The following is a 13,048-nucleotide window of genomic DNA, read 5'->3' on the forward strand; positions in this document are numbered from 1 at the left end:
CGCGGGACAGCGCAAGGGGCATCGGTCTTTGCACGCGATGCGACGTATTTCGCAGTGCACTCGGGGCCGTGATTGCATAGATATCCAGCCAAAGCGAAGGGAAGCTGCGTGCGAATCCGGTTTGATCATGGCCCCGAGGGGAGCGAATGCGCATTCGAGCGCCCGGTCGAGGTGATCTCGGCGCGGGAGGCGGCGGACGTGCCTGCTGCGCTGGAGGCGATGGACGCGGCGCGGGCGGCGGGCCTGTGGCTGGCGGGATTCGCGAGCTACGAGCTGGGCTATGCGCTGGAGCCGACGCTGGCGCCGCTGATGCCCGCGCGGCGGCGGGTGCCGCTGGTGCAGTTCGGCGTGTACGAGGGGTTTGGGCCGGCGGCGGAGTTGCCGGAGCCTGCCGGGAGGCTGGACCATTTCGTGCCGCTTTGGTCGGAGGCGCGATACAAGCAGGCGTTCGAGGCGGTCCATGCGCATATCTGCGCGGGCGACTTTTATCAAGCGAACCTGACATTCGCCTGCATGATGGAGGCGGTTGGGACGCCGGGCGAGATATATGCTGCGCTGAACGCGGTGCAGCCGGTGCGGTTCGGGGCGATGATCGAGGCCGAGGGGTTGCCCGCGATCCTGTCACGCTCGCCCGAGCTGTTTTTCCGCACCGATGGGGCGGGGGGCATCGAGACCAAACCCATGAAGGGCACGCAGCCGCGCAGTGACGATGCGGACGAGGATGCGCGGCGCTGCCGGTTCCTGATGGAGGATGAAAAGAACCGCGCCGAGAACCTGATGATCGTGGATCTGTTGCGCAACGATCTGGGCCGGATCTGCGAGATCGGCAGTATCGAGGTGCCGGAGTTGTTCACCGTGGAAAGCCTTGCCACCGTGCATCAGATGACCTCGCTGATCCGGGGGCGGATGTTGGAAGGGACGGCGCTGTCTGGCGTGTTCCGGGCGCTTTTCCCGTGTGGGTCGATCACCGGGGCGCCCAAGATGCGGGCGATGCAGATCCTGGCGGGGCTGGAGGATGGCGCGCGGGATGTCTATTGTGGCACCATCGGCTGGGCCGCGCCGGACGGGCGTTCGGAATTCAACGTGGCGATCCGCAGTTTGCTTGTGGAAGAGGGACGTGCGACGCTGAACGTGGGCGGCGGCGTGGTCTATGACAGCACCGCCGCGTCGGAATACGAGGAAGCCCTATGGAAAGCCCGCTTTGCCCGCCGGCTGATCGCGGATTTCGCCTGATCGAGACCGGGCTGTGGACGCCCGAAGACGGCTTGCGGCTGGTCGATTTACACCTAGAGCGGCTGCGCACGAGCGCGGCGCGGCTGGGGATCGGGATCGACGGGCTGGACGCGGCGCTTGAGGGGATCGAGGCGAGCGCGCCGCGGCGGTTGCGCCTGACGGTGGATGCGGGCGGGCAGGTTGAGGTTGCCTTGCACGAGTTCACGCCCGAGCCGGAGGGGCGGGCGTGGCGGTTGGCGGTGTCCGAGGCGCGGCTGATCGCCACCGATCCGTGGCTGACGGTCAAGAGCACCGAGCGGGACTTGTACGACCGGACGCGGGCGGAGTTGCCCGAGGGCGTGGAGGAGGTGATCTTTCTCAATTCCGATGGCGCGGTCTGCGAGGGGACGATCACCAATATCTTTGTCGACCGGGGCGACGGGTTGGAGACGCCATCGCTGAGCTGCGGCGTGCTGCCTGGTGTGCTGCGCGCGAGCCTGATCGCGGAGGGCCGGGCGCGCGAGGCGGTGCTGACGCCGGCCGACCTGGCCGGGGCGCGGGCGCTTTACGTGGGCAACGCGTTGCGCGGGTTGATCCCGGCGCGATTGGTCTGACGCATTACTCGGCTGCGTGACGCAACTCTGCGGCGGCGGCGTCGCTGTAGAGGTAGTCGCGGGTGAGCGGCACGGCGTCCTGCCGGCGCGACAACTGGAACTGGAACACGACCTGGCTGTTGTAGCGGAACGTCGCTTCGCAGGCGATGAGGTAGTAGCGCCACATCCGGCAGAACCGCTCGTCGTAAAGGTCGCGGGCGCGGTCTATGTTGGCCATGAAACGGTCGTACCAGTGGCGCAGGGTTTCGGCGTAGTGCAGGCGCCAGACCTCGATATCGCAGGAATGCAGCTGGTTGACCTCGATCGCGCGGGTCGCCTCCGACAGGGCGGGGCAATAGCCGCCGGGGAAGATGTATTTCAGGATCCACGGGTTGGTCGTGCCGGGCGGGTCGGTGTGGCCGATGGTGTGGATGAGGGCGACGCCGTCCTCGGACAGCAGGTCGTGTACGGTGCGGAAATATTCGCGGTAATGCGGCACGCCCACATGTTCGAACATGCCGACCGACACGATGCGGTCGAAGGTGCCGGTGACGGCGCGGTAATCCATCAGGTGGAACTGCACCTTGCCGGACAGTCCCGCCTCGGCGGCGCGGCGCGTGGCCAGGGCGTGCTGTTCCTCGGAGAGTGTGACCCCGACCACATGCGCGCCGTAATCGCGCGCCAGCGTCAGCGCCATGCCGCCCCAGCCGCAGCCGATATCGAGCACGCGCATTCCGGGCTTGAGCAGGAGCTTGCGGGCGATGTGGTGTTTCTTGGCTTCCTGCGCCTCTTCCAGCGTCATGTCGGGGCGGGCGAAATAGGCGCAGGAATATTGCCGGTCCTTGTCGAGGAAGAGGTCGTAAAGCTCTCCCGAGAGATCGTAGTGGTGGGCCACGTTGGCCTTTGACCGCTTGGCCGGGTTGAACTGTTTCAACCAGCGGCTGGCGTGGCGCATCAGGTCGAGCGGGCGGTGGAACCACGGGCTGCCTTGCCGGGCGATGTTGTCGACCGCGAGGCTGAGAAAGCCGCGCAGGTCATCGTTTTCGAGGGTGAGCGTGCCGTCCATGTAGCCTTCGCCCACCGCCAGTTCGGGTGACAGGATGATGCGGCGGGGCAGGGCGGGGTCGTGCAGGGTCATTGCCACCGACGGCGTGCCGCCGTCACCGTAGCGCCGCGTCGTGCCGTCGGGATAGGTCAGGCTGAAATCGCCTTTGCGAAAAAGATGTGTGACGAACACATCGAGCATCTTGGTCCACATGGCGCACCCCATTTCTTCTTGCGCCCGCAGAGGCGCATCTATTGGTGTGAAACCTGCCAGTGTTGCGGTTTTCCCGCATGTTTTCCGCCCGATAGCCGGAATCTTTGCGCAAAATTAACTTTCTGTAAATGTTTTAAGATGCGGCCCGGTTCCGCTCGGGCGGGAAATAGCCCTGCAGGACTTGACTTTGCCGCCCTGCCAAGGTGTATCGGCGCGAACCGAATTGCACGCGAAATGGGCAGTTTCAACCGCCCGGAGAGGACCTCATGCACGCATATCGCAGCCATACCTGCGCCGAGCTGACGAAATCGAATGTCGGGGACACCGTTCGCCTGTCGGGCTGGGTGCACCGGATCCGCGACCATGGCGGGGTTCTGTTCATCGATTTGCGCGACCATTACGGCATGACGCAGGTGCTGTGCGATCCCGACAGCAAGGTGTTTTCCGAGGTCGAGAAACTGCGCAGCGAGTGGTGCATCCGCATCGACGGCGAGGTGAAGGCGCGCGACGAGAGCCTGGTGAACCCCAAGATCCCCACCGGCGAGATCGAGGTGTTCATTCGGGATGTCGAGGTGCTGGGCAGTGCCAAGGAACTGCCGCTGATCGTGTTCGGGGACCAGGAATATCCCGAGGAGACGCGGCTGCGCTATCGTTATCTGGACCTGCGGCGCGAGGCGATGCAGGAGAACATGAAGCTGCGCTCGGACGTGGTGGCCAGCATCCGCAAGCGGATGTGGGACATTGGCTTTCGCGAGTACCAGACGCCGATCATCACGGCATCGAGCCCCGAGGGCGCGCGCGACTTTCTGGTGCCCTCGCGCCTGCATCCGGGCAAGTTCTATGCGCTGCCGCAGGCGCCGCAGCAGTTCAAGCAGCTGATCATGGTCAGCGGGTTCGACAAGTATTTCCAGATCGCGCCGTGCTTTCGCGACGAGGACCCGCGCGCCGACCGCTCGCCCACGGATTTCTACCAGCTGGACATGGAGATGTCCTTCGTCGAGCAGCAGGACGTGTTCGACACGATCCAGCCTGTGATCAAGGGTCTGTTCGAGGAGTTCGGCGGCGGCAAGGCGGTGGATCAGGAGTGGGAGCAGATCTCTTACCGTGACGCGGCGCTGTGGTATGGCACCGACAAGCCGGACCTGCGCAACCCGATAAAGATGCAGGATGTGAGTGAGCATTTCCGCGGCTCGGGCTTTGCCATCTTCGCCAAGCTGCTGGAGCAGGACGGCACGGAAATTCGCGCCATTCCGGCACCTACAGGGGGCAGCCGGAAATTCTGCGACCGGATGAATGCGTTCGCGCAGAAAGAGGGGCTGCCGGGGATGGGGTATATCTTCTGGCGGGACCAGGGCGACGGGATGGAAGCCGCCGGGCCGCTGGCCAAGAATATCGGGCCGGAGCGCACCGAGGCCATTCGCGAGCAGCTTGGGCTGGGCGTGGGCGATGCGGCGTTCTTCCTTGGCGGCAAGCCGGCCGCGTTCGAGCGGGTGGCGGGCAAGGCGCGGGTGACGATCGGCGAGGAGCTGGGGCTGACGGACGAGAACCGCTTTGCCTTTGCCTGGATCGTGGATTTCCCGATGTACGAGGCGGACGAGGAATCGGGCGAGATCGACTTTTCGCACAACCCGTTCTCGATGCCGCAGGGCGGGATCGAGGCGCTGGAGGGCGACCCGCTGAAGGTGCTGGGGTATCAGTACGACCTGAGCTGCAACGGCTATGAGCTGGTGTCGGGGGCGATCCGGAACCACAAGCTGGAGACGATGATCAAGGCGTTCGAACTGGCGGGCTATGACGAGGCGGAAGTGCGCAAGCGGTTCGGCGGCATGGTGGGGGCGTTCCAGTACGGCGCGCCGCCGCACGGGGGCTGTGCCGCGGGGATCGACCGGATCGTGATGCTGCTGGCGGATGAACAGAATATCCGCGAGGTCATCATGTTCCCGATGAACCAGCGCGCCGAGGACCTGATGATGAACGCGCCGAGCGAGCCGGCGAGTGATCAGTTGATGGAATTGAGCTTGCGGGTTTTGCCGCGCGAGGAGTGAGGTCGGGGCGCGTGGGTTTTCACCCACCCTACGGGATGGGAGAGGTCCCGGGTCAAGCCCGGGACGGCGACAGATAGGCGCGGCCGGTGGCGATTTTCACCCCATTCCCTTGTCTTCCAGTTCCTGTTTGGCGCTTTGCGATTTCTTCAGGTCGAGGCCCATGCCGCGCAGCACCGCATCGGTCTTGGAAAACTGAAGGTCGGCATAGTCCACCACCTGGATGCGGTTGCCCCACGGGTCGCGGAGGTCGAGAAAGTCGGTCTCCATCACCTCGGCCCCGGCGGCGCGGGCGAGGTCGCGCACGCGGGACCTATCATCCACCACAAGGCCGAAGTGACGGTGTTCGTCGCGGGTCTGGGTCTTGCCTTCAAAGAGGCCGATGAACTGGTCGCCCATGTCGAGGAAAACATGGCCGTCGCCTTGTCCACGCAACTCGAAATCGAAGATCGCGCGCCAGAAATCCAGCGCGGCGTCGAGATCGCCGACCTCGAGAACGATGTGGTTGACGCCGACAAGGCGGGGTTTGTCCGGCATGGCGGGTGTCCTCAGTCTTCCAGGCTGTCTTCGCGCTTGTCGTCGATCAGGCCGCGTTCCTTGGATTTGCGTTTCTCGAAGCGTTCGCCGTAGCCTTCGATCTCGTCTTCGGGGATGACTTCCTGCGCGCGGGCGAAGACCTCGTCCTCTTCCTCGTCCATGTGGTGCTCGTAATCGTGCTTCAGCGTCTTGAAGCGGTTGAGCCAGCCCGGTGAGGCCATGTCGCCCTCGTTCAGCTCTTCCATGATGTCGTCAAGCTGCTGGTGTTCGTGGACCGAGTGGCGGGCGGCGTCCTGGCCCCAGGTCTTGGAGATCAGTTTGGAATAGAAGGTCTCTTCCTCGGCCGCGGCATGCGATTTGACATCCTCGTAGAACTCCTTCCACGCGGACTTGCGGTCGTCGCTGTCGCCGGTGGTGTCTTCGATCCGGTTCATCAGGGCGCGGTGGTTGTCGTGGTCGGCGCGGATGGCGTCGTATATGCTGGGCATGGCTGGGCCTTTCGGTTGGCTGTCACACGGCAACGCGCCAGTGTCGGGCGGGTTCCCACCCGGTGGGTGGCAAACCGCCGATCGCCTCGGGTCGCGGCGCGCCGCCCGCGTGACATCTGGCGGGATCGCTCCCATATTCCGCCGTACCGACCGTTCCAATCTAAGAGGGAGTCGCATGCCCTTCGACCCGGCCCGCGCCGCCATTCGTTTCGGATGCGGCCTGTCACCTTCGGTCGCGGCGCCCAAGACGCCGGACGCCATGCTGGCGCTGCTGGCCGGGCCCGACAAGGCTGCCGCGGCGTTTCCCACGCCGGGGTTCGAGGCCGTGCGGAAGGTTCACGTGGCGGTGGTCGATGCCAGGCGTCGCATCCGCGATGCCGAGACGCAGGAGGCGCGCGACGCTGCCGCCCGGGAACGCGCGGCGCTGGTCCGTGGTCTGCGCACCGAGGCGGCGGGGTGGTTTCGCCAGACCATACTGCGCCGCGTGACCACGGAAGACGGCCTGCGCGAGCGCCTGGTGGCATTCTGGGCCGATCACTTTACCGCGCGCGGCAAGGGCGGGCCGCCGCGATTTGGCCAGGCAGGCTATGTCGAGGATGCGATCCGGCCGCATGTGGCCGGGCGGTTCGCGGACATGCTGAAGGCGGCGGCGACGCATCCGCTGATGCTGCTCTATCTCGACCAGACGCGATCGGTGGGTCCGAACAGCGCCGTCGTGACGACGCGCGGCCGGGAGCTTGGCCTGAACGAGAACCTGGCGCGGGAAATGCTGGAACTGCATACGCTGGGCGTGGATGGCCCCTATGGCCAGGTCGACGTGCGACAGCTTGCGCAGGTGTTGACCGGGCTTGGCTATCAGCGGCAAAAGGGGTTTGTCTTTCGTGCGAGATATGCCGAGCCGGGGCCGCTGGCATTCATGGGCCGGGACTATGGCAGCGAGGAGCCCAGCCTGAATCGCGTGATGGACGCGCTGGAGGACCTGGCGGCGCATCCGGCGACCGCGACGCACCTGGCGCGGAAACTGGCGGTGCATTTCTGCGGCGACACGCCGGATGCCGGGATGATTGCGGCGATGGCCGAGGCGTACCGCGCGCAGGACGGGCAGCTGATGCCGGTCTACGCGGCCATGCTGGAGCATCCCGCGGCCTGGTCCGAGGGCGCGGGCAACGTGAAGCAGCCGATGGATTTCGTCACGTCGGGCCTGCGGGCGCTGGATATCACGCCCCGGCATCTTCCGGCCAAACCCCGTGCGATCATGCGTCATATCATGAACCCGATGACGTTGATGGGCCAGACCTGGGGCGCGCCGCCCGGACCGGACGGCTGGCCCGAGGCGGATGCCGCCTGGATCACGCCGCAGCGCATGGCGGCGCGGCTGCAATGGGGCATGAGCGTGCCGTTCCGGATGATGCGCCTGCTGCCGGACCCGCGAGAGTTCGTCGAAACGGCCCTGGGGCCGGAGGTGCCGGAGGCGGTCCGCTTTGCCGCCCGGGCCGCCGAGACGCGGGCCGAGGGGATCGGGCTGATCCTTGCTTCGCCCGCGTTCCAGAGATTCTAGGGAGAACTGCCGATGACAGTCACTTCACGCCGTGCCTTCATGAGCCGGAGCCTGGCGCTGGGCTGTTCGCTGGCGGCCAGCCCCTTGGTGACGCCGGTGACGATGGCCAGCGGGCCGTGGGATGCACGGCTGGTGGTGATCATCCTTCGCGGCGCGATGGACGGGCTGGATACGGTGCGCCCGCTGGGCGATCCCGGCTTTGCGGGGCTGCGCGATGGCATCCCGGAGGCGGGCCCCGACCTGGACGGGTTTTTCGGCCTGCACCCGGCGCTGTCGGGCCTGATGCCGCTCTGGGAGAAAGGGGAACTGGGCTTTGCCCATGCGGTGTCGACCCCGTACCGCGACAAGCGGAGCCATTTCGACGGGCAGGACATCCTGGAAGCCGGGACCGGACCGGATGCGGCGGGCCACGCCCGGGACGGGTGGTTGAACCGGATGCTGCAGGCCATGCCCGGCATCACCCGCGAGACGGCCTATGCGGTGGGCCGCGAGGACATGCTGTTGTTGACGGGCAATGCGCCCGTGGCGAACTGGTCGCCCGAGGCGGCGCTGGCGCTGAGCCCGCAGGCGCAGCGCCTGCTGGAGCGGGTGATGCATGACGATCCGCTCTTTCGCGACTCGATCGACGAGGCGATCGCGCTGTCGCGGGCCGAGGTGATGGAGATGACCGGCGGCGAGGACCTGGACGCCGGCGCGATGATGAATGCGATGCAGGACAACATGCAGCCGACGCGGGAGGCCGACCGCGTCGGCAGCATCGTGCGCTTTGCCGCCGAGCGGTTGCGGCAGGAGAGCCGCATCGCCGCTTTTTCGCTCAACGGGTTCGACACGCATGCCAGGCAGGACCGGACGCTGCCGCGCGCGCTGGACCCGTTGCAGGAGGCGGTTCTGACCTTGCGGCAGGAACTGGGCGACGTCTGGGACAAGACCGCGGTGCTGGCGCTGACCGAGTTCGGGCGGACCGCGCGTTGGAACGGCAGCGGCGGCACCGATCACGGCACCGCGGGGGCGATGCTGCTGGCCGGGGGCGCGGTGCGCGGCGGGCGCGTTCTGGCCGACTGGCCGGGGCTGTCCGAGGCGGACCTGTACCAGCGCCGCGACCTGATGCCCACGCGCGACGTGCGCGCGTTCGCGGGCTGGGCGATGCGGGACCTCTTCGGCATGGACCGCAGCGTGATCGAGCGCACGATCTTTCCGGGACTGAAGCTGGGGAGCGATCCGAAACTGACCTTGTAAGCTTTCGCTTTTCTCTTCGGTCCGGGTCTGCATAGTGTCCGCAGGAAGGACGATATGCCGATGACCGAAAAGCGCCCGGTTGGGCCCGAAATCCCGAATTGGACGGTGCCGCGCGCGCCGGACATGACGCCACTGGAAGGACGTTACGTGCGGCTGGAGGCGCTGGACGCCGACCGGCACGCGGCGATCCTGTTCAAGGCGTTCGACGGGCATGACTGGGTGTGGGATTACATGCCCGTGGGGCCGTTCGCCTCGGCGGCGCAGTTTCATCGGTGGATACGCGACGAGACGGCCAAGGACACGATCCTTTTCTATGCGATCTACGACAAGGATGCCGGCGCCTATGGCGGCTTTGCCTCCTACCTGCGGGTCAAGCCCGAAGCGGGGTCGATCGAGGTGGGGTTCATCGCGATGGCGCCGCGGATGCAGCGGACGCGGGCGGCGACCGAGGCGATGTTCCTGATGATGCAATGGGCGTTCGACGCGGGCTATCGCCGGTACGAATGGAAATGCGACGCGCTGAACGCGCCCTCAAGACGGGCGGCGCAGCGGTTCGGTTTCAGCTTTGAAGGGGTGTTCGTGCAGGCGACCGTCGTGAAGGGGCGCAACCGGGACACGGCCTGGTTCGCGGTGATCGACAAGGATTGGCCGGCGCTGCACGAAGCCTTCCAATTCTGGCTGTCGCCGGAGAATTTCGATGCGGAAGGCCGCCAGAAGGAGCGGCTGGCCGACCTGACCCGCCTGGTGCGCCGGGCGTCGGACCCGGCGCAGAAAGTGTAGGCCAGGCCTGAAGCGTTTCGCGATAAACCTGATGTGCAGCCTGCACGCGAAACGCTTCAGATGGCGAAGCTGCGGGTCAGCCGTGCCTTGACCATCTCGATGAGCGCCGGAACGGTCTCGGGCGTCACGCGCCCGCGCGCCCGGGCCGCCGCAAGATCGCTGGCGGCCTCGGCAAGGGCCGTGTCGTCGGCGCAGCGTGCGACACCGTCGAGGAATTGCGCCACGTAGTCCAGCATCGAGCCGTCGCGGCGCTCTTCCAGCAGGTCGGCGACGCGTGTCATGTCGTCGCGATAGGCCATCGGGTCGGGCGCGATGGTGACCTGCGGTATCTCGCGCGGTCCGGTCGGGCCGAAGCTGTCGGGCAGCGCACCGAGGACCGCCTGCTGAAACGCGCCGAGGCTGTCCAGCGGTTTTCCGAGAAAACCATCGGCCCCGGCATTGATCGCCGCCTGGTGCAGCGCGGTATTGCCGCTGAGGGCGAGCAGGCCGCTGACCCGCGGGATGGCGGACGAAAGCTCTGCGATCAGGTCGAGGCCCGAGCCGTCGGGCAGGCCAAGGTCGACGATCACGACCGAGGGGCGATAGACCGACAGGTGGCGTCGCGCCGAGCGCAGGCAATCGGCCCGCCGGATCCGCGCGCCGCTGCGCAGGCACATCAGGCGCATAGCCTCGCAGGCATAGCGGCTGTCCTCGACCACGAGAATCGTCAGGCCGAGAAGCGGGCGTTGCGCGGTGGGTGTCTTGGTCAGGGTCAGGCTGTCAGTGTCGTCCATGGGGCTGCTCCTGGTGAGTGGCACATGCGGGAATGGGTCCCGAACAGGCTCGACGCTAAGCAGCCATGGCTAACGAAGGGTTAAGCATGCGGCAAAAATTTCGCCGAAACGGGCGCGAGGGCCGCGGGGTTGCGTCGGCGTGTCGCTTGCCCCTGCGGCGCGAGAGGCCCATAACATGCGCAGAACCTGACAGACGAAGGGAGTGCGCCATGATCGGACGCCTGAACCACGTGGCCATCGCCGTACCCGACCTCGAGGCGGCGGCGGACCAGTATCGCACCGCATTGGGCGCCAATGTGGGCGCGCCGCAGGACGAGCCTGATCACGGCGTGACGGTGATTTTCATCGAACTGCCGAACACCAAGATCGAACTGCTGTATCCCCTGGGCGAAGACAGCCCGATCAACGGGTTCCTGGAAAAGAACCCGGCGGGCGGTATTCACCACGTCTGTTACGAGGTCGAGGACATCCTCGCCGCCCGCGACCGCCTGAAGGAAAGCGGCGCGCGGGTGCTGGGCAGCGGCGAGCCCAAGATCGGCGCGCATGGCAAGCCGGTGCTGTTTTTGCATCCCAAGGATTTCAACGGCTGCCTTGTGGAACTGGAGCAGGTCTGATGGGAATCGCGTCGGGCATCGTTCTGTTTCTGGTGATCTGGTTCATGACCTTCCTGATCGCCCTGCCGATCCGCATCCAGACGCAGGGCGAGGCGGGCACGACCGTGGACGGTACGCACAAGGGATCGCCCGAGAAGCATCACCTGCGCAAGAAATTCATCATCGTGACCGGCGTGGCGTTCGTGCTCTGGGCGATTGCGGCCTATGTCATACTGGGCGGGGTGATCACGGTGGAGGACATCGATTTCTTCGGCACCATGTCGGGGGCGCGGAACTAGAGGGTCCGGGCGCCCTTGGCGCCAAGAGGGTCATAGCGGCAGGGCCGTGGTGTCCTTGATTTCCTCCATCACGAAGCTGGCGGAGACGTCGCGCATCGGCACGCGGGCGACGAGCGTCTGGTAGAGCCGGTCGTAGTCGGCCATGTCCGCCACGCGGGCGCGGATCAGGTAATCGAGATCGCCGGTCATGCGGTAGACGCCCTGGATTTCCGGCAGGGCGCGGGTGGCGCGGGCGAAGGTTTCGAGCCATTGAGCGTCATGCTTGGCGGCGCGGACCTGGATGAAGACGGTGAGGCCGAGGTTCAGCTTGGCGGCATCCAGAAGCGTGACGCGGGCGCGGATGATGCCGGCCTCCTCCATCGTCTTGATGCGGCGCCAGCAGGCGTTGCGCGAGAGGCCGACGCGGGTGCCGATCTCCTCCAGCCCGAGGGATGCGTCGCGTTGCAGTTCGTGCAGTATTTTCCGGTCGAGGTTGTCGATTTTCCACATGATGTGATGATAGTGGGAAGAATTTACGAATAATAGCGAATTTGGCTGCAGGTTGAGAAAACGTCTCGGGGTGATGCTGATAGATTGAATACATCGATCAACAGGAGTTTCCTATGCTGGCCCGTCTTTTCCTTTCCCATCCGCAGAGCGTTGATGAAACTTATGTCGAACATGCCCGGTTCGCGGGATCGTTCAGTGTTAAACTATTTGCGGCAGGGTTCTGCGCGCTGGTCCACGCCGTGTTGCCGTTTGCCTTCGAGAAGACGGCCAGCCGGATGATCGCGGAGATGTACGCCAAGACGCACGGGCGGGGGTCGTAGACCATTTCTTATCCCGGCCGTGGGGTGTGGCGGGGTGAAACCCCGCCCTGCGGAACGTCGGGGTGCGCGCGTGTAGGTCGGGATCACATCCCGGCGTGTGTCGTGCGTGTCAGTTCGCGATGTAGCGTTTGCGGTTGTGGTTGAAGGTGATCACGAGGTTGAGCACCAAGGCGCCCAGAAGCGACCAGCCCACCACGCTGAGCGGGAAGAGGAGGGCGGCGACGGTAAAGATCACCGCGTCGGTCATCAACTGCACATAGCCCGCGCGAAAGCCGGTTTTCTCCTGCACCCAGAAGGCGACGACGCCGAGACCACCAAGCGAGCTTTTGTGTCGGAACATCGCCAGAAGGCCCATGCCCACCGTCGCGCCGAAGATCACGGCGCCGAGTGCTGGGTGCAGATGCTCGATTGTGAAGCCGAGCGGCAGGAAATCCGTCACCAGTGACAACAACCCCACGGAAACGAGCGATTTTATGGTGAATTCCAGCCCAAGCTTGCCATAGGCCAGCGCATAGAAGGGCAGGTTGATGAGAAAGAACACCACACCGAAGGACCAGCCCGAGAGGTAGCTGAGGATCACGGCCACACCGGCGGTCTGGCCGGTGATGAGGCCCACGGTGGTCAGAATGTGGATGCCCACCCCGCAGAGCAACACGCCGAGGGCGATGCCCTGGGCGTCTTCGATCGGGGAATGGGGTACTGTGGGCGGGTCGGTGCTGTCCATCCGGGTGAGATAGGGCAGGCACCCCGTCACTTCCATTTCAGCCCGTCGTCATGCCCCTCTTGGACGATCCGCTGCCCGATTTAGTGGCGTATCGTTCAAAGAATGAACAGGTCTTACATGAAAAAGCCGCCCCGGTGTGGCGCCGG

Annotated in this window: 15 protein-coding genes; 9 read left to right on the forward strand and 6 right to left on the reverse strand. The window is 65.5% G+C overall.

All coding sequences use genetic code 11. From position 1 onward, the window contains the following. Positions 1-108 precede the first annotated feature (108 nt). Complete coding sequence (locus FIU85_RS15830) at positions 109-1,233, forward strand: aminodeoxychorismate synthase component I (RefSeq protein WP_152497571.1); 1,125 nt, start codon at positions 109-111, stop codon at positions 1,231-1,233. Continuing rightward, on the forward strand, positions 1,188-1,826 hold the full coding sequence (locus FIU85_RS15835; protein WP_152497572.1) for an aminotransferase class IV family protein: 639 nt from the start codon (positions 1,188-1,190) through the stop codon (positions 1,824-1,826). Before FIU85_RS15830 ends, FIU85_RS15835 begins: the two co-directional genes overlap by 46 nt. A gap of 4 nt (positions 1,827-1,830) precedes the next feature. On the opposite strand, the gene FIU85_RS15840 is transcribed toward FIU85_RS15835, so the two are convergent. Beyond that, positions 1,831-3,063, reverse strand: coding sequence for a cyclopropane-fatty-acyl-phospholipid synthase family protein (locus FIU85_RS15840; RefSeq protein WP_152497573.1), 1,233 nt, complete (start codon positions 3,061-3,063; stop codon positions 1,831-1,833). Positions 3,064-3,329: 266 nt separating this feature from the next. Between FIU85_RS15840 and aspS the strand changes: the two genes are divergently transcribed. After that, positions 3,330-5,108 carry an aspartate--tRNA ligase gene (aspS, locus tag FIU85_RS15845; protein WP_152497574.1) on the forward strand — a complete coding sequence of 593 codons (1,779 nt, stop codon included), beginning with the start codon at positions 3,330-3,332 and terminating at the stop codon, positions 5,106-5,108. A gap of 96 nt (positions 5,109-5,204) precedes the next feature. Here the strand turns inward: aspS and FIU85_RS15850 are convergent, their stop codons facing one another. Further along, positions 5,205-5,642, reverse strand: a complete 438-nt coding sequence (locus FIU85_RS15850; RefSeq protein WP_152497575.1) for a VOC family protein — start codon at positions 5,640-5,642, stop codon at positions 5,205-5,207. 11 nt (positions 5,643-5,653) lie between these two features. After that, a complete protein-coding gene (locus FIU85_RS15855) occupies positions 5,654-6,130 on the reverse strand; it encodes a hemerythrin domain-containing protein (protein ID WP_152497576.1) in 477 nt (158 codons plus the stop codon). A gap of 175 nt (positions 6,131-6,305) precedes the next feature. Between FIU85_RS15855 and FIU85_RS15860 the strand changes: the two genes are divergently transcribed. From FIU85_RS15860 to FIU85_RS15870, 3 genes are read left to right on the forward strand one after another with little or no spacing between them, the layout of a single operon-like run. Continuing rightward, positions 6,306-7,688, forward strand: a complete 1,383-nt coding sequence (locus tag FIU85_RS15860) for a DUF1800 family protein (RefSeq protein WP_152497577.1) — start codon at positions 6,306-6,308, stop codon at positions 7,686-7,688. Positions 7,689-7,700: 12 nt separating this feature from the next. Continuing rightward, positions 7,701-8,924, forward strand: a complete 1,224-nt coding sequence (locus FIU85_RS15865; protein WP_152497578.1) for a DUF1501 domain-containing protein — start codon at positions 7,701-7,703, stop codon at positions 8,922-8,924. Between the two features lie 60 nt (positions 8,925-8,984). Continuing rightward, positions 8,985-9,704 carry a GNAT family N-acetyltransferase gene (locus FIU85_RS15870; protein WP_152498282.1) on the forward strand — a complete coding sequence of 240 codons (720 nt, stop codon included), beginning with the start codon at positions 8,985-8,987 and terminating at the stop codon, positions 9,702-9,704. A gap of 56 nt (positions 9,705-9,760) precedes the next feature. Here FIU85_RS15870 and FIU85_RS15875 read toward each other — a convergent pair whose 3' ends face one another. After that, the gene (locus tag FIU85_RS15875) at positions 9,761-10,477 is read right to left on the reverse strand and encodes a response regulator (RefSeq protein WP_152497579.1); all 717 of its coding nucleotides are present in this window, start codon (positions 10,475-10,477) and stop codon (positions 9,761-9,763) included. 209 nt (positions 10,478-10,686) lie between these two features. On the opposite strand from FIU85_RS15875, the gene mce reads away from it, so the two are divergent. After that, positions 10,687-11,091 carry a methylmalonyl-CoA epimerase gene (mce, locus tag FIU85_RS15880; protein ID WP_152493507.1) on the forward strand — a complete coding sequence of 135 codons (405 nt, stop codon included), beginning with the start codon at positions 10,687-10,689 and terminating at the stop codon, positions 11,089-11,091. Further along, complete coding sequence (locus tag FIU85_RS15885; RefSeq protein ID WP_152493506.1) at positions 11,091-11,369, forward strand: DUF1467 family protein; 279 nt, start codon at positions 11,091-11,093, stop codon at positions 11,367-11,369. Before mce ends, FIU85_RS15885 begins: the two co-directional genes overlap by 1 nt. 30 nt (positions 11,370-11,399) lie before the next feature. Here the strand turns inward: FIU85_RS15885 and FIU85_RS15890 are convergent, their stop codons facing one another. Beyond that, positions 11,400-11,858, reverse strand: coding sequence for an Lrp/AsnC family transcriptional regulator (locus FIU85_RS15890; RefSeq protein ID WP_152497580.1), 459 nt, complete (start codon positions 11,856-11,858; stop codon positions 11,400-11,402). A gap of 113 nt (positions 11,859-11,971) precedes the next feature. On the opposite strand from FIU85_RS15890, the gene FIU85_RS15895 reads away from it, so the two are divergent. Next, positions 11,972-12,178, forward strand: coding sequence for a DUF6356 family protein (locus tag FIU85_RS15895; RefSeq protein WP_152493504.1), 207 nt, complete (start codon positions 11,972-11,974; stop codon positions 12,176-12,178). Positions 12,179-12,287: 109 nt separating this feature from the next. Here FIU85_RS15895 and FIU85_RS15900 read toward each other — a convergent pair whose 3' ends face one another. Next, positions 12,288-12,902 carry a YitT family protein gene (locus FIU85_RS15900; protein WP_152494554.1) on the reverse strand — a complete coding sequence of 205 codons (615 nt, stop codon included), beginning with the start codon at positions 12,900-12,902 and terminating at the stop codon, positions 12,288-12,290. Positions 12,903-13,048: the final 146 nt, after the last annotated feature.

Origin of the sequence: Roseovarius sp. THAF8, assembly GCF_009363735.1 — a bacterium.
Classification (GTDB): domain Bacteria; phylum Pseudomonadota; class Alphaproteobacteria; order Rhodobacterales; family Rhodobacteraceae; genus Roseovarius.